Consider the following 20,941-nt stretch of genomic DNA (forward strand, 5'->3'; position numbering starts at 1 on the left):
CCTATGTTCAACGATCAAAAAACTCAAATGAGCACTCTTTTGACCATCGCATAAGGTGTGAATTGTACCTTTATAGGCACTTTTGATATTATAACCTACTCCTAGAGCAATTGCAATTGTTTCTGTTAAAAAATCAAGCTTATTTTGTTTGAACTAAGGTCGGAGCTGTTCCGGTCTCGATCACTGATTTAGCTGAATCTAATGCGATATTTACCATATTTTCAACAGCTGTTTCAGTGTAAAAAGCAATGTGTGGCGTCATCACAACGTTATCTAAAGCAACTAACTCTTTGAACAGCTCATCTTTAACACCCGTTTCATTTAAATCATGGTTAAAGATCGGTGTCTCAAATTCATACGTATCTAAACCAGCACCACCTAACTTGCCACTCTTTAAAGCAGTAAGTAAAGCTTTAGCATCGATCAAAGAGCCGCGAGCCGTATTGATGATATAAGCACCATCTTTCATTTTTTCGATCATTTTAGCATCAATCAAATGGCCATCTTTGTCAGAACCTGGCATATGCAAGGTCAACACATCCACTTTAGCTACTAGATCTTCTAGCGTATCAATATAGATACCTTCACTTTCCAATTTAGGATCATGATACGGGTCAAAAGCCAAGATCTTAGCTCCAAAGCCCTTATAAATATCGATCGCTACTTTACCGATCCGTCCTGTTCCAACGATCCCGATCGTCAAAGCTCTGATCTCTTTACCAACAAAAGGAGCCCAGCGATAATCATTAGCAGCCATTCGCTTGCGGAAAATATTTTGATTACGCAACAATTGGAGCAAGATCGCTACTGAAAATTCAGCGATCGCATTGGGCGAATAGGCCGGCACATTAGTTACAGCGATCTCATATTTTTTAGCTTCAGCTAGGTCTAAATTATCGACCCCAACATTTCTGATCGAAACATCTTTGATGCCATAGCTAGCTAGAGTCTCAAAAAACTCAGCGGGATAGGTACCAGTTTGAAAGCTGATGACAGCATCGTACCCCTTAGACAAGCTCAAGTTTTTAGATGTAACTTCATCTGCAACTAATTTTATTTCAATATTATTTTCTTGAGACCAATTTTCAAAATAAGCACGTTCATCTTGACGTACATTATAAGCAATAAACTTCATAACGAACTGCTGCACCAAATGTGGATCTAAATGAAGAAATGCAGCATTCCTTTCTTGAATTTTAGCTAGCTTTTTCTTGATGATCTCACATTTTAACTTCAAATCTAAAGCTAGCACTTCAACTTTTACTATAGCATAAGTCTATTTTAACAAATATTTCTCAGCAACTCCATGTTCGCGTAAGTAGCATTCCTTTTGCTGGCGTGTTAGTTGTTTGAACGCGTATTCTTTTTTCAGTGCCAAACTTTTAGTCGCCAATTGTTCATGATAGATCATTTTCACAGGACGCCGAACGCGGGTATATTTAGCTCCTCGTCCACTATTATGCGTCATTAAACGCTGCTTGAGGTCAGTCGTAAAGCCCGTATAAAAAGTGGCATCAGCACAGCGTAAAACATAGAAAAAATACTGTTTAGCCCGCTGTTCCATATAAAATCCCTCTCATCTCAGGTGTATATTCATCATTTGCTTGATAAACTGTGATCGGAGGTAAAAAGCGCAAACCACCTTTACGTCCATCCTTGATCGCTTCGACTAAGACCATATTAGCTTCACGCCCTTCTTTAGGATAGACTAGCTGGACTTTCTTTGGGGCTAACCGATTTTTTTGCATACATTCAAAGATCTCAAAAAGCCTGTCTGGACGATGAACAAAATAAGCTTTACCTTTAGTTTTTAAAAGCGCACTACTCATCTCGATCGTTTGAGCTAAAGTCACCGTGATCTCATGCCGAGCCAACGCCAGATATGGATTAGGATTTTTTTTACTAGTCGGAAGATCTGAAAAGTATGGTGGATTACATGTGACCGTATCAAAGCTATCTTTTTTCAAATATTTCAACGAGTCATTTAAATCAAGATTCAAAACGGTCACCTGTTGTTCTAAAGAATTTAATTTGACACTACGTTTAGCCATTTCAGCTAATTTAGGTTGGATCTCAACAGCCGCGATCGAAGCCTTAGTTTTACTTGTTAAAAATAGACCAACTGCTCCATTGCCCGCGCAAAGATCGACTACCTTGCCATTTTCTTTTTTAGTTGGCTCGGCAAAATGAGCTAGTAACACTGCATCCAAAGAAAAAGAAAAAACTTTTGAACTTTGAATTATTTTGATATCGTTAGCATATAGCTGGTCGATCCGTTCATCTTCTTTCAATTCGATTTTATTCAAATCAAAACACCTTCTTTTACTCTTAACGTGACTTGCAATTTTAAGCTAAATTTAGCATACTAAAAAATATATAATAAATAAATAGTACTGTCCAAGTATTAAAGCCCCTTGAAAGTTAAACTGTGAACAGGCTAGCAGCAGTACTATCTAAGAAAGGAAGACTATAGAACTTTCAAATATCTCACAATCTATAGTAGTAAACACCATGTTTTATTCATTTATTCGAGGCCTGGTTAGGTTTCTTGTTTATCTGATCAACGGTAAACCAAACTTTGAGGGCAAGGAAAACTTACCTTCAGGAAATTATATTTTGGTTGGCCCACACCGCACTTGGTTTGATCCCTTGTATTTTGCCCTAGCAGCTTCTCCCAAAAAGTTTAGCTTCATGGCAAAAGAAGAACTTTTCAAAAATCCAATTTTGCGGTTTATCTTAAAACATGCCAACGCTTTTCCGGTCGACCGAAAAAATCCTGGTCCCTCTGTGATCAAGACGCCAGTTAAGTTACTAAAAAAAAGTGATCTTTCTTTGATCATGTTTCCTTCTGGGACTAGGCATTCACAGGAAATGAAAGGGGGCGTCGTTTTGATCGCTAAAATGACTGGGGTCCCGATCATTCCCGCTGTTTATCAAGGCCCTTTGACTTTAAAAGCTTTATTTAGCCGTAAAAAGACAACTGTTCGCTTTGGTGGACCGATCTATGTTGATCGCAAAACTAAGTTGACCGATGAGACCCAAGCAGCGATCATCAATGAAATGGAACAAGCCTTTACCAAACTGGACAAAGCGATCGATCCAAGCTTCCACTACATCGATCCTGCAACAAAAAAATAACTAAAAATAGGTTGGACACATAAGTCACAACCTATTTTTAGTTTTAAATTATTTTTTAGACATATTTTGCTTCATTGAAGCCATCATTTGATGAAGTTTCTTTTCAGAAGGCTTTTGCCCCATCTGAATCATCATCGTCCGCAACATCTGTTCATTGATCGGCGGATTTTTCTTCAAATAGTCTTCCATGTACTTACGAGCAGCAAAGAAACCACCAACAAAGCCAAGGATAAGCGCTAAGACTACAAGTACGATCCAAATTCCAGTAGACATTCCAGCACCCCCTTCTCATTATATTCATTCAACTACTTATTCTACACAAATTATCCTTAAAAATAAAGCGCTAAACAGCTTTAATTATCACGCAAACCACGTTCACGTTGGATCTTTTTCACCTTTTCTGGAGTAACTTCATTGCCATCTTTATCGTAGACTTGTAACATTTCTACGTGGCTACGGAAGTTTTCTCTAAACATCGCTAAGTAAGTCTTACGCAATTCTTGTTGCTCTTCTTTTTCAGCTTCTGTTAGTGTGCCTTCTTTTTTCTTTTTAGACAATTCATTGATACGATCGATCAGCTCTTGTGGGATCGCACTTTTTTTTGCTTCCGTCTTTTCTGACGTTTGTTCTAATGTTTCGTCTTTTTCCATATTAAATTCCTCTTTTCCAAGATGATCTATCTTCTATATTCTAGCTCAAAATTTTAAGAAAGTCATTAGTTTAGTCGCTTTCTTTTCGATAAAGCAAACGCTTGTTTGTAACTGCTGATTTTCTATGTTATAATTACCCTATAGAAATGTATTGAGGTGTTCAAAATGACAAAAGCATCCGAAAAAAGACAGCTAAATATTTTGCGTTTTATCTACAATACAGTTGAGAGCAAAGGTTATCCACCGACTGTGCGCGAGATCTGTCAAGCAGTCTCACTTTCTTCGACCTCAACTGTACACGGTCATTTAGCACGCTTAACTAAGAAAGGTTTTCTCAAAAAAGATCCTACTAAGCCACGGGCAATGGAAGTTACCCTTGCTGGTCTAGAAGCTCTAGGGATCAAAACTACTTTAAATGAGATCCCAGTCATCGGAACTGTGACCGCAGGGATGCCGATCTTAACTGTTGAAGAAACAACTGATTACTTTCCATTACCACCTAATTTAAGTGATGCCAATGATTTGTTCATGTTGAACATCCGTGGTGAAAGCATGATCGATGCTGGGATCTTAGATGGTGATCAAGTTATCGTTAGAAAACAGTCTGCTGCTGACAATGGTGATATCGTGATCGCCATGACCGAAGACGATGAGGCAACATGCAAGCGATTCTACAAAGAAGACGGGTATTTTAGATTACAACCTGAAAATGAAACGATGGATCCGATCATCTTGGATAATGTCGTAATTTTAGGCAAAGTCATCGGACTCTACCGTGATATGATCTAAAGTCGGTATTTTAGTAACTAGGAGTTTAAAGACTTCTAGTTTTTTTAATTCCAAAAAAAAGATGCCTCAAAGTGCATCTTTTAGAACTATTTACCTTCCTTAGCCATTTTTAGCAGTTCTTCTGCATGTTCTAGTGTCAAAGTCGTGATCGAAGAACCTGACAGCATCCGGGCTAGTTCTTCGATCCGTTCTTTATCATTTAAGATCGTAAGCGAAGTTTCAGTCCGCCCATTGGCTACATGTTTAGCAATAAAATAATGGTGGTCTGCCACAGCTGCGACCTGTGGCAAGTGGGTGATACACAGCACCTGCGAATTAGTTGCGATCTGGCTGATCTTTTCAGCGATCGCTTGTGCGACACGTCCACTGACCCCAGTATCGACCTCATCGAAAATAATACTCGTCACACCTTTATTTTGAGCAAAGATCGTCTTTAGCGCGAGCATGATCCGCGATAATTCACCACCAGAAGCGATCCTTGCTAAAGCCCCCATTTCTTCTCCGGGATTAGTTTGAATATAAAATTCGACCCGATCAAGGCCAGTTTCAGTCAATTGTCCATTCGCCGGTAAAAATCGCACTTCAAAAACAGCTTTATCCATATATAGTGCACTCAACTGCTGATGGATCTCAGCTTCAAGCCGTTTAGCAGTCTGCTTACGCAACTCACTGATCTCTAACGCTAATTTTTTTGCCTTGCTATGAGCTTCTTTGACCTGCTCGACTTGCTGTTCTAAGTTTTCATCGCTTTGTTGCATCGTTTCAAGTTCGCGTTTTATCTTATCGTAATAAGCCAAGATCGTTTCGATCGAATCACCATATTTACGCTTGAGTTGATGGATCGTTTCAAGCCGTGCTTCGATGGAATTTAACAATTCTTCATCCCACTCCAGATCACTTAATTGCCCTGAAACTTCATGCGCTACATCTTGTAGATTATAGAAAGCATCAGAGACCTTTTCGTAGATCGTAGCTAATTCAGAATTGAACTCAGCCACGTCTTCTAACTCACTCATGACATTTCCTAGAACACTCATCACATCTAATTCTTCACCATTCAGTGCTTGATAACTCATCTCTAACGCGTGATGGATCGTTTGATAATTATCTAATTGACGTTTTTGTTCTTGGAGCTCTTCTTCTTCACCCTCATGCAGCTGCGCCTCACTGATCTCATTAACTTGAAATTGTAACATATCAAGTCTTTGCGCCCACTCATGTGCATTTTTCTCACGTTGCTCTAGTGCCTGAGAAAGACGGCGATAATTGGCATAAAGTATCTGATATTGTGCTAATTTAGCTAAGATCTCAGGCTGATAATTATCGACTAGAGCTAAATGACGCTCAGGATCCATCAATTCTTGATGCTCATTTTGCCCATGGATATCGATCAATGTTTGCCCCACCTGCCGAAGTGTGCCTAGATTGACCAAAACGCCATTTATTCGGCAAACATTTTTGCCACTGCGATAAATATCGCGTTGTAAGATCAAAATATCATCTTCACATTCGATCCCAAATTCATCTAAAAGCTCATATGTTCGAGTTGCTTTAGGGATAGTAAATTGTCCTTGGAGCAATGATTTATTAGCTCCCTTGCGGATAAAATCACTCGAGCCGCGTCCACCTGCTAGTAGACCTAAAGCATCAATAATGATGGACTTACCAGCCCCAGTTTCACCAGTCAAGACCGTCATATTCGTTCCAAAATCGACGGTCAACTGATCAATAATTGCAAAATCACGGATCATTAATTCTTGTAACAAAGTACTTTCCTGCTGTTGCTAAGAGTAACAGTTTTTCCTTTCCCAAAATCTAAAAGTCCTATTTATCATCGATCAAAGCCAATAATTTACGCTCGATCTGCAACGCATCTTCATTTGAGCGTGCAAAAAGCATGATCGTATCATCATCACCTAAAGTAGCAAAAACTTCATCATAGTTCATTTGCGAGATCAAACTCGAAAGCGCGGGCCCATTACCAGGCAAAACTTTGACCATACATAGATCACGATGACAGTCAGAAACAAGATAGGCGTCACGCAAAACTTTCCTTAGTTTTTTTTCGGTATTATCCTTCTTGGTCGTCGGTAAACTATACCGATACGACCCATCTGGCGTCGGTACTTTGATCAGCCGCATCTCTTTTACATCACGTGAGATAGTGGCTTGAGTCACTTCAATTCCTTTAACTGAAAGGAGACTAACAAAGTCTTCTTGCCGATAAATCGCATTATCCTGGATCATTTTTTTAATAATTCGTTGTCTATCTTGTTTTCTCACTGAGAAATCATCCTTCCTACCTACTTATCTTTTTGATGAAGTAATGTTTGATGGGCTTGTTTGATCACCATACTTGGATCGACATTAGCGTTGATCGTTGCACTCTTTGATGTTGCACGCAAATGGACTAAAAATTCAATATTTCCTTCCCCACCCGTGATCGGTGAAAAATCAAGGTCTAAGACATCATATCCTGCTTTGACAGCAAAAGCGATCAACTCTTGGACCACTTCTAAATGGACTTTTTCATCCCGAACGATCCCATGCTTACCGACTTTTTCACGTCCTGCTTCAAATTGAGGTTTGATCAAAGCCACCACGTCTCCACCTGGCACTAAGATCGCATGTAAAGTCGGTAAGATAAGTTGCAATGAAATAAAAGAAACATCAATTGTCGCAAAATCAGGGCGTCCAGCAGTAAAATCTTCTAATTTACTGTAGCGAAAGTTAGTATTCTCCATCACAACGACTCGCGGATCTTGACGCAACTTCCAAGCTAATTGATTAGTTCCCACATCAAGGGCATAACTCAACTTGGCCCCTTTTTGTAAGGCAACATCAGTAAAGCCACCAGTAGATGAACCGATATCAAGGACTGTCTTATTTTTGGTACTTAGTTTAAAGACTTTGAGCGCTTTTTCAAGTTTTAAACCACCACGACTAACATAAGGCATCTTTTTACCCTTAAAATGTAATTTGACACTTGGATCGATCTTTTCACCTGGTTTATCTAATCGTTCCTCATTTTCACCTAAGATCTCGCCTGCCATAACTGCACGTTTTGCTTGTTCGCGTGTCTCGAATAGCCCCTGCTTGACCAATAATACATCTACACGTTCTTTTTTCATACTTACATCCTTACTTATAATTTAAAATACTCTAGCACTTGACGCAAAAGAGAAGTCTCAAGTCCACTTTTATCCAAAAACTCAAGTTGATCTTTTGCTTGCTTCAACGTATCAACTAGCGCTTGCTTGGCTCCTTTTAGCCCTAAAAGGAGCGGATAAGTATTTTTATTTTCCGCCACATCCTTATTAGCTGTTTTACCTAATTCGGCTGTTGTTGACGTCACATCTAAAATATCGTCATAGATCTGAAAGGCTAGACCAAATTTTTGCCCAAAAGTAACTAAAGCCTGTTCTTGTTTTGGTGTTGCTTCACCTAAAATAGCTCCAGCAAAACAAGCATATTCCAACAATTGTCCTGTCTTATTTTTATGGACTTGCATCAACTCTGACAAGGTCAAAGTTGTCTTTTCACCTAAGATATCACCGGTTTGGCCTGCGACCATCCCATTTGCTCCCGCAGCTTTTGCAAGTGCAGCTACCAAAGTAATACGTTTTTTGGGCGTAAGCTTTGTTTTAGCTAACCAGCCAAAAGCCTCAGTTAAGAGGGCATCCCCCGCTAAAACCGCTATATCTTGACCAAAAACTTTATGATTCGTCGGTTTTCCCCGCCGTAGATCATCATTATCCATCTCAGGTAGATCATCATGGATCAAAGAGTATGTGTGAAGAAATTCTAGACTTCCCGCCACACTCAAAACATCTGTATCGATCTTTTTTTCTAAGCTTTGACAGATCAACATGATCAAAAGAGGTCTGATCCGTTTACCACCTGCTTCAAGCGAATATTGCATTGCCGCTTGAAGAGTCTTATTCTCAGTAAATTGCGCCAAGTAATGTCGCATGTGCTGTTCAAGTAATGGGATCATTTTATTTTGAAAAGTTGCTAACTGCATTTTTCACTTTCTAGGTATGGGATCATCAAGAAACCCTAGATTCCTTCCTTGTTTACTTTAACAGTATTGCTCCCATTAAATTTCTCACAATACACAACTAAATATTAGTCATTATTTGCTTCAAAGATGACTTCTTGTCCTTCTTCATTGATGACTTTAGTCAAAGTATCCTCGGCATTTTGGAGGGTCTCTTGCAATTTTTTACTTAAAGCTACCCCTTTTTGAAATTGTGCTAACGCTTCTTCCAAAGGAACATCACCTTGCTCAAGTTTGCCTACGATCGCTTCTAACATTTGTAATTCTTGTTCAAAGGTTAAATTATTTTCTGTCATTTTTTCTTCATCCCATCAATTTTAGTAATTTTAGCTTTAGCACTACCATCGCTTAAATGCAATTTGATCTCAGACCCCACTGACAGATCAGATGTCTTTTTGATGATCTTTTCATCTGCCGTGACGTAAGAAAAACCGCGTCCCATAACACGCAACGGACTCAACATATCTAAAGCAGCGGTAGCCTTTACCAAACGTTGCTCTCTATCACCAACATATTTTTCGGCCACCCGAAATAGATCTTTTTTGAGCTGCACCACTTGTTGTTTATGCAAGTTGATCGTATCTTTTGGCGAAGAGCGTTGCAAACGCATCGTCAGCTCTGAAAATACCTTTTCTTTTTGGTACAACTGTTCACGGTAAGCCTGTTTGAGTCGATTCTGGTAACCATCAAGTTTTTGAAGGTAGCCTTCATACAAACGATTTGGTTGCATAAAAACGTAAGAATTTTGCAATTTTTGTAGCTGTTGGCGCCGTAACTTTAGCATAGCTTGATAGCTTTGGATCAAGCGCAATTTATCTTGTTTGATCCGCAAGATCTCGTCTTCTAAAACCGGCGTCGCTAATTCAGCCGCTGCGGTAGGGGTTGCTGCCCTGACATCAGCCACTAGGTCAGCGATCGTCGTATCCGTTTCGTGTCCAACCGAAGAAATGATCGGGATCTGACTGTCAAAGATCGCTCGAGCAACTTTTTCTTCGTTAAAAGGCCACAGATCCTCGATCGATCCCCCACCACGACCGATGATGATCGTATCAAAATCGCCACGGGCATTGACCTCTTTTAATCGCCCTACTAATGAATCAGCTGCTTTCTCGCCTTGAACGACTGCAGGAAATAAAACTAGCTGCGCGATCGGATACCGCCGTCTAGTAGTCGTGATGATATCACGAATAACTGCTCCAGATGGACTAGTGATGACCGCGATCCGTTTAGGAAAGTGGACTAAAGGTCGCTTAGGTGCGCTAAACAAGCCCTCTGTGGCTAATTTAGCTTTTAATTGTTCAAACGCTTGATACAAAGCACCAACACCATCTGGTTCCATCTTTTCGATCGTTATTTGGTAATTCCCACTAGGTTCATACAGATCTACTCTTCCGACCACTAAGACTTTCATTCCATCTTCAACATTGAATTTCAATTTGTTAAATGCTGATTGAAACATGACCGCATCTATTTTAGCACCATCGTCTTTTAAACTAAAATATTGATGGCGTGGACGCAAACGGAAATTTGAGATCTCACCAGTCAGATAGACACGATTCAAATATGGATCGGCACTGAATTTTCGATGTAGATACTTAGTTAGTGCTGTGACAGTTAAATATTGATCTTTTTCCATTAGTTATTGCTCTTTTCTGCCAATTCAAGCGTTTGTTGCATCAACATTGCGATCGTCATCGGACCCACACCACCAGGAACTGGCGTCAAATAGGTTGCCTTAGTTTCAGCACTGGCTTGTTTGACATCACCGACTAATTTACCGTTAGCCAAACGATTGATCCCGACATCGATCACAGTTGCGCCTTCCTTGATATAAGTCTCATCGACCATTTCAGCTCGCCCAGTTGCAACGACTAAAATATCAGCTTGGCTAGCAACGCTTGAAAGCTCTTTAGTCTTACTATGTGCCACAGTGACCGTAGCATCTGCATTTATCATTAAAGCTGCTAAAGGACGTCCAACTAAATTACTGCGTCCGATGATCACAACATTTTTACCGGCTACAGGGATCTGATACTCTTCTAATAAGACCATGATCCCACGCGGAGTACATGGCAAGGCTTTAGGTTGCCCCATAAAAAGATGCCCTAAGTTTTCAGGATGTAAACCATCAGCATCCTTTTTAGGATCGATCCGTTCGATCACCGCATTTTCATCAAGCTGCGTCGGTAACGGCATCTGCACTAAGATCGCATGGACTGTTACATCATCATTTAACTCATCGATCAATTGTAATAACTCTGTTTGTGTTGTGTTAGCTGGCAAAGTGATATCTTTAGTTTTGATCCCGATCTTTTCAGCGGCCCGTTTTTTATTACGGACATACACCTGACTAGCCGGATCATCTCCCACTAAAACAACAGCCAAACATGGCTCTAGTCCTTGTTGTTTTAACTGTTCTGTCTTTTGCTTTAATTGGCTGCGGATTTTTTCAGCAGTTCCGCGTCCGTCTATCATCACTGTCATATAAATCACAACCTTAACTTTAGTGTATACCTAATATTTTAGCACATTCAGCTACATTTTTTTCAAAAATAAAATGCCTGCACTAAACTTTAGTACAGACATTTTCATCTTTAAAGTAGATTTGATAAAACACCATTGATAAAACGCCGTGATTTATCATCACTAAATTCCTTTGCTAATTGCAAAGCTTCATCTAAAGCTACTTTAGCTGGAACATCATCAACATAAAGCATTTCATAGATCGCTAAGCGCAAGACCAAGAGATCTGTCTTGTTCAAGCGTGCAAGCGTCCAGTTTGAGCTTAAATATTGATCGATCTTTGCGTCTAATTCAGATTGGTGTGTAAGTACGCCTTCTACCAATTCAGGCAAGTAGGCTGGTACTGTAGTTGTCGCCTCATCTTCCAACAAAGCTTCGTAAACGTCTTGTGGTAAGGCATCTGGGTTGCTATTCAACGCAAAAAGTGCTTGAAAAGCCAGTTTACGCGTATCATGTCTACTAATACTCACTATTCTTCACCATTCTCTTCCCCAAATAGATTGTTTGGGTCAATTGTTTGTTCTTGTTTTTCAGGAATTACCCCTTGAACGTGCACATCAACGCCTAAAATTTCAATTCCCGTCATAAAGAGAACTTGTTGGCGAACCTTTTCTTGGATCTGGGCTGCAACTTTAGGAACTGAGACGCCATAGTTCAAAAAGACATAGACATCAACTTTCAATTGATCTTCATCTTTGTTGACTTTGACACCTTTCCCTCGAATTTGACGGCCTAAGAGTTCTGAAAAGCTGTTGGCGATCGAACCACGCATCGAATACACACCATCGACTTGACTTGCCGCGATCCCAATGATCACTTCGATCACTTCTGGTGCTAACCGAACTTCACCTAAGCTGGGTTCTTTACTTGTTAAAACAATATTATTATCTTCAGACATATCTAAAACCTGCTATATAAAATATGGAAAAATATAGGGACTCCCCTATATCTCAAGAAAGATTATATATTTCCTTTCTTAAATTTTTTTACTTCCAATATTCAACCAAGAAATCCTTTTTTAAAAATTTACCTGTCTTCAAGTTTTTATGCCAGGACAATCCCGATCCCATATTATCTTTCTTACGGTCACTGTCACAAAAAATAGCTAAAATTGCTAAATGGTTGATTTTTGGCGAAAATAACGTTCAATTGACCAGATCAAGCACGTGAGATATATGTGCCGTCAGTTGTGTTGATCGTTAATACATCACCTTCATTAACGAAGAATGGAACTTGGACCACAACACCTGTTTCCATTGTAGCTGGTTTAGAACCACCAGAAGCTGTATCACCTTTGATACCTGGTTCAGTTTCAGCAACTGTTAGATCGACCGTATTTGGCAGTTCGACCCCTAATGTTTCAGAACCGTACATGATAACACTAACGACCATGTTTTCTTTCAAGTACTTCAATTCTTCTGTCAAGCTTTCACCTGGTAATTCTAATTGTTCATAAGTATCTGTATCCATGAAGACATAGTTATTACCATCAGCGTATAAGTATTGCATCTTCTTGCGATCGATCTGTGCTTGTTCTACTTTTTCACCAGCACGGAATGTTTTTTCTTGAACAGCACCATTACGTAAGTTTTTTAATTTAGAACGGACAAAAGCTGAACCCTTGCCTGGCTTCACATGTTGAAATTCGACCACACGCCATAATTCACCATCAACTGTGATCGTTAAGCCATTTTTAAAATCATTTACTGAAATCATATTAGTCCTCCTAAAATAATTACATAAGTCCCACTATCTCATTAGTAGCACACTTATCCAAATATAATTCATACACTTTATAATATCAAAAGAACAGCTGTAAATGCAAGTTAATCCCCGCTATCTCGCTTAAATCTCATAATATTCTTGGTAAAAATCGGTCAAATTCTCATAGCCTGTTTCAGTGACTAAAATATCATCTTCCAAACGTACTCCCCCTAGATCAGGCAAATAGATCCCAGGCTCGATGGTGATCACTTGCCCTGGCTGTAAAACTTCTGTGCTTGTTTTGCCGATATAAGGTCCTTCATGAACATTTAACCCGATCCCATGTCCCATGCCATGTTCAAAATATTTATCGTAGCCTTTTTGGGTGATATATTCACGACCGACTCGATCAAGTTCTTTTCCGGTGATCCCAGGTCTGACTGCTTCGATCGTCAATTGCTTAGCTTCAGAAACGATATGATATATCTCTTCTAGTCTAGGCTCGACCTTACCTAGTGCAAAGGTTCTGGTCACATCTGAAGTATAATGCTCTAAAAAATAACCATAATCAAGCGTCACCAAGTCCCCTGAGGCTAATTTTTTGTTACTTGCGACACCATGTGGTAAAGCCGAACGAGTTCCTGAAGCTACGATAGTTTCAAAGGAGGCTTGACTAGCTCCGTTTTTTCGCATGTAATGATCCAATTCCAAGGCTAGGTCTCGTTCTTCAAGGCCTGGTCTAGCGGTCTTTAAAACATATTCAAACCCAGCTTTAGCTAAGCGACAACTCGCTTTTATCTTTTCGATCTCAGCAGCAGATTTTTGTGAGCGCAATACTTCGATCAAGCCACTCAATGCGACTAGATCACACGGAGCATATTCATCTAACTGATCATAAACTTGATAGCTCAAACTTTCCTCAAAAGCTAAAGCAACAACATGCTCACGTTCGCATAACTCTAAGGCTTGTCCAAAATAATCCCGTGTGATCACAGCTTCTAACCACGGATTAGTTTGAGCTATTTGCGTCTCAAAACGTGCGTCAGTGATCAAATAGCGTTCTTGTTCTGTTACTAGCAGAACTCCCGCATCCCCTGTAAAACCACTTAAATAATAGATATTATCTGGTGAAGTCACCAAATAAGCATCTACACTAGCTTCTTGCATTTTTTGACGTAAGTGTTGACAACGTTGGTCGAATTCATTCATCGCTGTTACCTTCCTTGATTCATATTTATCTCATAATAACACACCTATGTGCGCTAGAAAATCTAAACGATCTCCTTGATCTTATCAGCGATATAGTTTCCCTTGACCACCACAATGATCCGATTAGCTCGATAACTTTTGAGACTTCGAAAATGAACTCGAACGATCATAAAACACTTGTCTGTTCCATCAACGATCGCTGTTGCGCCCTTAAAGTTTTGTTTTGTACTAAGAACTAACATTGTTTGATCTTGTTCTTCAAAGTAGATCTTTTCTAATAAGGTTGGCAAACTACCGCCCCCATTTACTTTTTATCCGTATTATATTCCTTAGTAAGCAAAAATTCCATCAACCACAACTTATATAATCAATTTATAATAAGCTATCGTTTTTAAAAACATTCCTCCTTGTTATAGTTAATATGTTATACTGAATTTTATGTAAATTAGAAAACGAGGTCACGGATAATGAAAGAAATTACATCGGTCTCCAATCCTCAAGTCAAGGCTTGGAAAAAACTTGCCACTAAAAAAGGGCGTCAACAAAGTCAAACTTATCTGCTCGATGGTTGGCATTTAGTCAAAGAGGCACTAAATTCTGACAAGCCAATCCAAAAGATTCTAGTCACACCGAGTTTCAAACATTTAGCTGACTTAGAGATCTTGCCCGAGATCCAATATTTTTCGATCAGTGAGTCGATCGCCAAACAACTCAGCGAAACTAAATCACCACAAGGTATCTTTGCTGAAGTAGCATTTGAGCAAACAAAACTCGATCCGACTACCGCTTCTGGAGCATGGCTATTACTTGATGGTGTCCAAGATCCAGGAAATATCGGAACTATGGTGCGTACCGCTGACGCAGCTGGCTTTTCAGGTGTCGTTTTTGGCTCTAAGACAGCTGATATGTATCAACCTAAAGTCGTCCGCTCAATGCAAGGTAGCCAATTCCATCTTCAATTAATTACAGCCGATCTGACCACTTGGGTCCAAGCTTTCAAAGCCAAAAATTATCCTGTTTTTGGAAGCGAACTAAACAAAGACGCTCGTTCCTATCAAGAAGTTGGCCAACACCAAAATTTTGCTTTGATCATGGGCAATGAAGGTAACGGTATGAGTGCAGAACTATTACAACAAACTTCACTCAATCTCTATATCCCGATCAAGGGTCATGCCGAATCGCTAAATGTAGCTGTTGCTGCTGGGATCTTGATGTTTCAACTCATAGACTAGCTAAAAGAGTGGGAGAATCATATAAATAAAGAAGGACCTATCACGATTTAGATATCGTAGTAGGTCCTTTCCTTTATTCATTAAAGATCACAATTTGACATCAGTAGCTATATTTTGAAAATCAACTAAAGCCTTATGTCCCAGCAATTTTTATTTGATAGCATTCAAGTTTTGAACGATCTGTTCTGCACAAACATCAGCCTTGATCAATTTATCAGGGTCAAATAAGACCCCTGCCATCTTAGCGTTGTGTCCCGCTACAACATCTAATGTCCGATCACCGACCATTACAGAAGCGCTGGGATCTAGACCATGTTTAGCGACTAAAAAGTTCAACGCCTCAGGATCAGGCTTACGTTTAAAACCATCATCTGCTGTCGAATGATCCGTAAAATATTGCAAAAATCCATCACGTTTGAGCAATTCCAATGAACTTTTATCTCGATGAGTCAATAAAAAGTTTTGCCCACCGTTAGCAATGACTCGCTCTAACAATTCACGTGCCCCCGAAAACGGCTTAGCTTGAACTTGATATTTTTCTTCTAAATTCCGATAATCAGCATGCAATTTGGTCGCATCTAACTGTGATGTCATATATCGCCGATAAGCTTCACGAACAGAAACCTCACGCATCACTTGATAAACTTCATTTGGCGATAATTCTACTCCTTGAAGTGCAAAAGCTTCAACAAAGGCTTTGACCATGCCAGGATACGTATCATAAAGCGTTCCATCGAAATCAAAAAAATAATTTTGATACATATTATGACCTCACTATCTATTCTCTGTATCAAAGATGATCGTTACGGGACCATCATTTATCAAACTCACTTGCATATCGGCCCCAAATTCCCCAGTCTGAACTTCGAGCCCTAAAGCTTGTAGCTTTTGGTTAAATTCAGCATAATTAGCCGCTGCCTTAGCTGGTTCTTGGGCTTTAGTAAAACTTGGGCGATTTCCTTTCTTAGTGTCGGCATAAAGCGTAAATTGTGAGATCGATAAAATTTCTCCTGCGATCTGTTGAACATTCAGATTCAGCTTGCCTTCTTCGTCGCTAAATATCCGACAGTTGGCGATTTTTTTAACTAAATGATCGATCTGTTCACTACCATCACCCGTCTGAAAACCAACCAATAGCATCAAACCTTGATCGATCTGACCAACTGTTTGCTCTGCGATCGCCACACTAGCTTTTCTAACTCGTTGTAATACTACACGCACTTTTCTTTACCTCGCTTAATGGATCGTTCGTTTTACTACATAAACATCAGGAACTCGTTTGATATTGTCGATAACTCGTTGCAAATGCACCTTATCTCTGATTCCTACCGTCACATCGATCGTCGCCATCTTATTATGGTCGATCCGGCCATTGATCGAATTGAGCTGTTTTGTCGTATTGTTGACCGCCTGTAAAACATCATTCAACAGACCCGAACGATTATACCCTTGGATCTCAAGATCAGTATTATAGTGCGTCCGATCATCAGAAACGACATTCCAACTTACATCGATCAAACGTGTGCCACTTTGTTCAGCATTCTTCACATTAGGACAATCAGTTCGGTGGACCGATACCCCACGACCCTTAGTGATATAGCCAACGATCTCATCACCAGGGATCGGATTACAACAATGGCTCAAGCGGACCAATAGATTATCGATCCCTTCGATCAAGACACTTTCATCATGCTTATTCTTACTGTTAGCATTATTATTTTTGATCCCCTTATGATCTTCAAGGAGATCTTTTTCTTGCTGTTTTTTACGTTGTAATTCTTTTTGCTCACGAATATCTTGTGTCAAAATATTAATGATCCCAGCTGGTTGTAATTCACCAAAGCCAAGTGCTGCATACATATCATCGCTCGTGGAAATATGACGCTTGTCCAAGACCCGCTCAATATTTTTAGCATTTAAAACATCATGTACATTATATCCTTCTTCGATCAGTGCTTCTTCTAAAATATCTTTACCACGATCGATATTTTGGATCCGATCTTGTTGTTTAAAGAAACGTTTGACTTTATTACGTGCCTTATTGGTATGCACCAGATCTAACCAATCCCGACTAGGGCCAGCAGAATTTTGTGAAGTCAAAATATCAACGATATCACCATTTTTGACCTGATAATCTAGCGGAACGATCTTGCCATTGACTTTAGCTCCTGTCGTATGGTTGCCGATCTCAGTATGGATCGAATAAGCCATATCCAGTGGTCCAGCCCCTTTAGGTAATTCAAAGACATCCCCTTTAGGCGTAAAGACATAGACGCGGTCACTAAAAAGATCGCCCTTGACGCTTTCCATGAAATCACTAGCATCACTGGATTCATTTTGTAATTCAATGATCTCTTTGAACAAGTTGAGTTTTTCACCCGTCGTCGTTTCTTTGACGCCATCTGTCTTACCTTCCTTATAGGCCCAGTGAGCAGCGATACCATATTCAGCCACCCGGTGCATCTCTTCAGTTCTGATCTGCACCTCAAATGGAGTCCCATTTGGTCCGATCAAAGTCGTATGCAACGATTGGTACATGTTTGCTTTAGGCATCGCAATATAATCTTTGAACCGTCCCGGCATTGGGGTCCACTTCGTATGGATCGCACCTAATACAGCATAGCAATCCTTGATCGATTTAACGATCACACGGATCGCAAGTAAGTCATAGATCTGACTGAATTGTTTGTGCTGATCGCGCATCTTACGATAGATCGAGTAAATATGCTTTGGTCGCCCATAGATCTCACAATCTTTGAGCTTAAGATCCACGATCGCGCCTTTGATCTCATCGATCGCTTCATTGATATATTGTAAACGCTCGTCACGTCTTGAATTCATCAAATGTACGATGCGATAGTATTGTTGGGGATTCAAGTACCTTAATGAAGTATCTTCTAATTCCCATTTGATCGTGCTGATACCTAAACGATCAGCTAACGGTGCATAGATCTCAAGTGTTTCATTTGCAATACGACGTTGTTTGTCTGGACGCAAATGTTTTAAAGTACGCATATTATGCAAGCGGTCAGCTAACTTCACGATAATGACCCGTAAGTCTTTTGACATCGCCAAGAGTAATTTACGGTGATTTTCAGCTAACTGTTCTCGGTGTGACTTGTAGCGGATCTTGCTCAATTTTGTGACCCCGTCTACGATCACTTCGATATCTTTACCAAAGAGCTCACCAATATCAGCCAAAATAACGGGCGTATCCTCGACTACATCATGTAAAAAACCCGCACTTACCGTTTCAGGATCCATTTTTAATTCAGCTAAGATCGCAGCCACTTGGATCGGGTGGACGATATAGGGTTCCCCTGACTTACGAAATTGCTCACGGTGAACGTAGGTAGCAAAATCACAGGCTTTTTGTACAATTGCCACATGTTCTGCATTCATGTATCCACTACATTTGTTGATCACGTCTTCTGCACTCCAAATTACGTTCTTTTCCATCTCATCACCGTCGCTACTAAAGACAGTAGCGCTTCCTTTCTCACCAATCTACCAAATTCATTTGAATGCACGATAGGCACTTTTCACTACTGCAAAAAGTGCCTACTGCTGTTGTAAAATTTTATTTGCGTACAGCACCATAGGCAAAGCCTGTCAACATCAGATAAACTACGGCACAATAGATCGCATGGCTATCAAAAAAGAAATCACAACCGACCAAGTAAATAACTGGGAAAAATAGCACTAACCAAAACTTATCAGCCTGTTTACCTGCATAAAATCCAGTTGCGATCGCATAAACTACATTGATACCAAATAAGATCACACCCGTTTTCGTGATCTCATCAACATTTAAAACAGTAAAAATGATCGGGATCACGAAACTAAACAGTGTGGCAAAAGCCCAGTACGAAATTACTTTTTGGGGTGATACTTTACTTAATTGCATTCTCATTACCTGTTTCTAAAATTAATTAATTTCATTTTACCGTAAAATCACATTTTAGTATAGAAGAAACTCTGCTACAGGCTATTTTACTAATTCTAATGCATAAGAAAGCGTCGCTAAAAGATATAGTGGCGCTGTTTCAGCTCGCATGATCCGCGGTCCTAATCCCGCTTGAATAAAGCCTGCTTGAGTCAAAAGTTCGATCTCATTTGTTGATAATCCACCTTCTGGGCCAAAAACTGCCGTCAAATGTGATGTTTTACGTGTAGTGAGCTGTTCAATGATTTTGACCAAATTAGCTTTTTCCCCTTGTTTAGCTGCCTCTTCATAGGCCACGATACCTAGCTCATCTGAAGCTAGTTTCAATTCTTTCAAGCTATTGCAGTAGCTGATCGTCGGGATCGTTGTACGATGTAACTGTTCAGCTGCTGCTAAAGCGATCTTTTCCAACCGCATGATCTTTTTAGCTTGCTTTTTATCATCCCATTTAGCGACTGAAAAATCGCCCTTAAAAAAGATAAATTTATCAGCTCCTAATTCCGTTCCCTTTTGAACGATCAATTCCGCTTTATCCCCCTTAGAAAGTCCACAAGCGATCGTTGTTACAACTGGCAATTCAGTTTGATGGCTAAAAGTTTCAACGACCTTAGCTCGAGCCTGGTGTTTATCAACTGCGGTCACTTCCATGAGCTGAACTTGCTTATCTGGGGTCACCAACTCAAATTTATCCCCCACACGCATCCGCATTACTGTGATCGCATGCTTATAGATGTCTTTTGGTAAAATAAATTGCTCATTGGCTAACATTTCATTATAAAAATAACGTTGCATTTTTTAAACCTCATCTGTAGTTGGCATATGGGCGATGATCGAATACCAATCTTTTATATTTAAAACTTGATCGATCACAAAACCCTTTGCTTCAAGTTCACTAACGATCAAGTCTTTTTTGTCAACGATGATCCCTGAAGTGATAAAGATCCCGCCTGGCTTTAAGCATTCATAAGCTTGGGGGATCAATGGCACGATGATCTCGGCCAAGATATTAGCTGTGATCAACTCAACTTTGGTCTTGATCCCAGCCAACAGATCATTAGCTCCCACTGTGATCGCATCTTGCATACCATTTAACGCCAAATTTTCTTCGGCCGCTTTGACCGCTTCAGCATCAACATCATAAGCAGCGATCTGTTCGACCCCAAAATACTTAGCTGCAATACTCAAGACACCTGAGCCAGTTCCCACATCTATCATAGTTTCGCCACCACGTACAACTGTCTCTAATGCTTGTAAGGCCAATTTAGTCGTTGGATGTGTCCCCGTTCCAAAAGCACGACCAGGATCAAGTTTGATAACTTTTTCATCAGTTGACCCTGGAGTATAACTTTCCCAACTTGGTACGATCGTCAAATAGCGTGTTAAGCGAACTGGATGATAGTATTTCTTCCAAACATCCGCCCAAGAGTCATCATCTAGTTCAGCTAATTTGACAGTTCCTTTCCCTGGATCTAAGCCAAATTCTCGCAATTGTGCGATCTTTTGTTCTAATTCTGGGAGTAACTCTACTAAACCAGCTTGAGCTTGAAAATATGTCGCTAACTCAACTTGACTAAGATCTGAATCGTCGATCTCAACGCCACCAGCACCATTTTCCATCAAAAGATTGATCACAGCTTCACTCGCCTCATTTGTTGTCGTTACAGTTAATTTGATCCAATCCAAGATAAAT

General features: G+C 39.9%; 26 protein-coding genes. 3 read left to right on the forward strand and 23 right to left on the reverse strand.

All coding sequences use genetic code 11. The features are described 5' to 3' along the window. Positions 1–139 precede the first annotated feature (139 nt). The 3 genes from CPS94_RS03940 to CPS94_RS03950 all read right to left on the reverse strand — a co-directional run bounded on the left by CPS94_RS03940 (position 140) and on the right by CPS94_RS03950 (position 2,306). Positions 140–1,135 (reverse strand): D-2-hydroxyacid dehydrogenase, encoded by a 996-nt coding sequence (locus CPS94_RS03940; RefSeq protein WP_162626459.1) that lies wholly within the window; start codon positions 1,133–1,135, stop codon positions 140–142. 141 nt (positions 1,136–1,276) lie between these two features. Next, the gene (locus CPS94_RS03945) at positions 1,277–1,564 is read right to left on the reverse strand and encodes a GIY-YIG nuclease family protein (protein WP_004047616.1); all 288 of its coding nucleotides are present in this window, start codon (positions 1,562–1,564) and stop codon (positions 1,277–1,279) included. Next, positions 1,548–2,306: a tRNA1(Val) (adenine(37)-N6)-methyltransferase gene (locus CPS94_RS03950; protein ID WP_004047615.1), complete on the reverse strand. Its 759-nt coding sequence runs from the start codon at positions 2,304–2,306 to the stop codon at positions 1,548–1,550. The genes CPS94_RS03945 and CPS94_RS03950 overlap by 17 nt, the downstream gene beginning before the upstream one ends. 205 nt (positions 2,307–2,511) lie before the next feature. On the opposite strand from CPS94_RS03950, the gene CPS94_RS03955 reads away from it, so the two are divergent. Next, positions 2,512–3,138 (forward strand): lysophospholipid acyltransferase family protein, encoded by a 627-nt coding sequence (locus tag CPS94_RS03955; RefSeq protein WP_056958638.1) that lies wholly within the window; start codon positions 2,512–2,514, stop codon positions 3,136–3,138. Between the two features lie 48 nt (positions 3,139–3,186). On the opposite strand, the gene CPS94_RS03960 is transcribed toward CPS94_RS03955, so the two are convergent. Together CPS94_RS03960 and CPS94_RS03965 are read right to left on the reverse strand one after the other, a co-directional pair. Further along, on the reverse strand, positions 3,187–3,411 hold the full coding sequence (locus tag CPS94_RS03960; protein WP_004047611.1) for a YneF family protein: 225 nt from the start codon (positions 3,409–3,411) through the stop codon (positions 3,187–3,189). An 80-nt stretch (positions 3,412–3,491) separates the two neighbouring features. Beyond that, entirely contained in the window at positions 3,492–3,788 is a 297-nt protein-coding gene (locus CPS94_RS03965; RefSeq protein WP_112194928.1) for a DUF896 domain-containing protein, read from the reverse strand. A 165-nt stretch (positions 3,789–3,953) separates the two neighbouring features. Here CPS94_RS03965 and lexA point away from each other — a divergent pair, with 165 nt between their 5' ends. Continuing rightward, on the forward strand, positions 3,954–4,577 hold the full coding sequence (gene lexA, locus CPS94_RS03970; protein ID WP_004047608.1) for a transcriptional repressor LexA: 624 nt from the start codon (positions 3,954–3,956) through the stop codon (positions 4,575–4,577). 86 nt (positions 4,578–4,663) lie between these two features. Here lexA and recN read toward each other — a convergent pair whose 3' ends face one another. The 12 genes from recN to CPS94_RS04030 form a co-directional block, all read right to left on the reverse strand. After that, a complete protein-coding gene (gene recN / locus CPS94_RS03975; protein WP_112194926.1) occupies positions 4,664–6,343 on the reverse strand; it encodes a DNA repair protein RecN in 1,680 nt (559 codons plus the stop codon). A gap of 58 nt (positions 6,344–6,401) precedes the next feature. After that, the gene (locus CPS94_RS03980; RefSeq protein WP_112194924.1) at positions 6,402–6,860 is read right to left on the reverse strand and encodes an arginine repressor; all 459 of its coding nucleotides are present in this window, start codon (positions 6,858–6,860) and stop codon (positions 6,402–6,404) included. Positions 6,861–6,880: 20 nt separating this feature from the next. Further along, a complete protein-coding gene (locus CPS94_RS03985; protein ID WP_112194922.1) occupies positions 6,881–7,708 on the reverse strand; it encodes a TlyA family RNA methyltransferase in 828 nt (275 codons plus the stop codon). 14 nt (positions 7,709–7,722) lie between these two features. Next, positions 7,723–8,601, reverse strand: coding sequence for a polyprenyl synthetase family protein (locus CPS94_RS03990; RefSeq protein WP_112194920.1), 879 nt, complete (start codon positions 8,599–8,601; stop codon positions 7,723–7,725). A gap of 104 nt (positions 8,602–8,705) precedes the next feature. Continuing rightward, positions 8,706–8,933 (reverse strand): exodeoxyribonuclease VII small subunit, encoded by a 228-nt coding sequence (locus CPS94_RS03995; RefSeq protein WP_004047599.1) that lies wholly within the window; start codon positions 8,931–8,933, stop codon positions 8,706–8,708. Beyond that, positions 8,930–10,273: an exodeoxyribonuclease VII large subunit gene (gene xseA, locus CPS94_RS04000; RefSeq protein ID WP_112194917.1), complete on the reverse strand. Its 1,344-nt coding sequence runs from the start codon at positions 10,271–10,273 to the stop codon at positions 8,930–8,932. The genes CPS94_RS03995 and xseA overlap by 4 nt, the downstream gene beginning before the upstream one ends. After that, on the reverse strand, positions 10,273–11,121 hold the full coding sequence (folD, locus tag CPS94_RS04005) for a bifunctional methylenetetrahydrofolate dehydrogenase/methenyltetrahydrofolate cyclohydrolase FolD (protein WP_112194915.1): 849 nt from the start codon (positions 11,119–11,121) through the stop codon (positions 10,273–10,275). Before folD ends, xseA begins: the two co-directional genes overlap by 1 nt. 110 nt (positions 11,122–11,231) lie before the next feature. Next, positions 11,232–11,630 (reverse strand): transcription antitermination factor NusB, encoded by a 399-nt coding sequence (gene nusB / locus CPS94_RS04010; RefSeq protein ID WP_004047594.1) that lies wholly within the window; start codon positions 11,628–11,630, stop codon positions 11,232–11,234. Further along, a complete protein-coding gene (locus tag CPS94_RS04015; protein WP_004047591.1) occupies positions 11,630–12,058 on the reverse strand; it encodes an Asp23/Gls24 family envelope stress response protein in 429 nt (142 codons plus the stop codon). Before CPS94_RS04015 ends, nusB begins: the two co-directional genes overlap by 1 nt. Before the next feature lie 260 nt (positions 12,059–12,318). Continuing rightward, positions 12,319–12,876: an elongation factor P gene (gene efp / locus CPS94_RS04020; protein ID WP_004047589.1), complete on the reverse strand. Its 558-nt coding sequence runs from the start codon at positions 12,874–12,876 to the stop codon at positions 12,319–12,321. Between the two features lie 129 nt (positions 12,877–13,005). After that, the gene (locus tag CPS94_RS04025; protein WP_112194913.1) at positions 13,006–14,073 is read right to left on the reverse strand and encodes a M24 family metallopeptidase; all 1,068 of its coding nucleotides are present in this window, start codon (positions 14,071–14,073) and stop codon (positions 13,006–13,008) included. 62 nt (positions 14,074–14,135) lie between these two features. Next, on the reverse strand, positions 14,136–14,363 hold the full coding sequence (locus CPS94_RS04030) for a hypothetical protein (RefSeq protein ID WP_112194911.1): 228 nt from the start codon (positions 14,361–14,363) through the stop codon (positions 14,136–14,138). A 177-nt stretch (positions 14,364–14,540) separates the two neighbouring features. On the opposite strand from CPS94_RS04030, the gene CPS94_RS04035 reads away from it, so the two are divergent. Then, positions 14,541–15,305 (forward strand): TrmH family RNA methyltransferase, encoded by a 765-nt coding sequence (locus CPS94_RS04035; protein ID WP_112194909.1) that lies wholly within the window; start codon positions 14,541–14,543, stop codon positions 15,303–15,305. A 150-nt stretch (positions 15,306–15,455) separates the two neighbouring features. Here CPS94_RS04035 and CPS94_RS04040 read toward each other — a convergent pair whose 3' ends face one another. From CPS94_RS04040 to prmA, 6 genes are all read right to left on the reverse strand, one after another. Next, positions 15,456–16,067: an HAD-IA family hydrolase gene (locus CPS94_RS04040; protein WP_112194907.1), complete on the reverse strand. Its 612-nt coding sequence runs from the start codon at positions 16,065–16,067 to the stop codon at positions 15,456–15,458. Positions 16,068–16,079: 12 nt separating this feature from the next. After that, on the reverse strand, positions 16,080–16,526 hold the full coding sequence (gene dtd / locus CPS94_RS04045) for a D-aminoacyl-tRNA deacylase (protein ID WP_112194905.1): 447 nt from the start codon (positions 16,524–16,526) through the stop codon (positions 16,080–16,082). 15 nt (positions 16,527–16,541) lie between these two features. Further along, on the reverse strand, positions 16,542–18,764 hold the full coding sequence (locus CPS94_RS04050; RefSeq protein WP_112194903.1) for a RelA/SpoT family protein: 2,223 nt from the start codon (positions 18,762–18,764) through the stop codon (positions 16,542–16,544). A 121-nt stretch (positions 18,765–18,885) separates the two neighbouring features. Next, positions 18,886–19,212, reverse strand: coding sequence for a hypothetical protein (locus CPS94_RS04055; RefSeq protein WP_112194901.1), 327 nt, complete (start codon positions 19,210–19,212; stop codon positions 18,886–18,888). An 81-nt stretch (positions 19,213–19,293) separates the two neighbouring features. After that, positions 19,294–20,043, reverse strand: coding sequence for a 16S rRNA (uracil(1498)-N(3))-methyltransferase (locus tag CPS94_RS04060; RefSeq protein ID WP_112286374.1), 750 nt, complete (start codon positions 20,041–20,043; stop codon positions 19,294–19,296). A gap of 3 nt (positions 20,044–20,046) precedes the next feature. Beyond that, positions 20,047–20,934 (reverse strand): 50S ribosomal protein L11 methyltransferase, encoded by an 888-nt coding sequence (gene prmA / locus CPS94_RS04065; RefSeq protein ID WP_004047570.1) that lies wholly within the window; start codon positions 20,932–20,934, stop codon positions 20,047–20,049. Positions 20,935–20,941: the final 7 nt, after the last annotated feature.

The organism is Ligilactobacillus murinus, assembly GCF_003288115.1.
GTDB lineage: Bacteria > Bacillota > Bacilli > Lactobacillales > Lactobacillaceae > Ligilactobacillus > Ligilactobacillus murinus.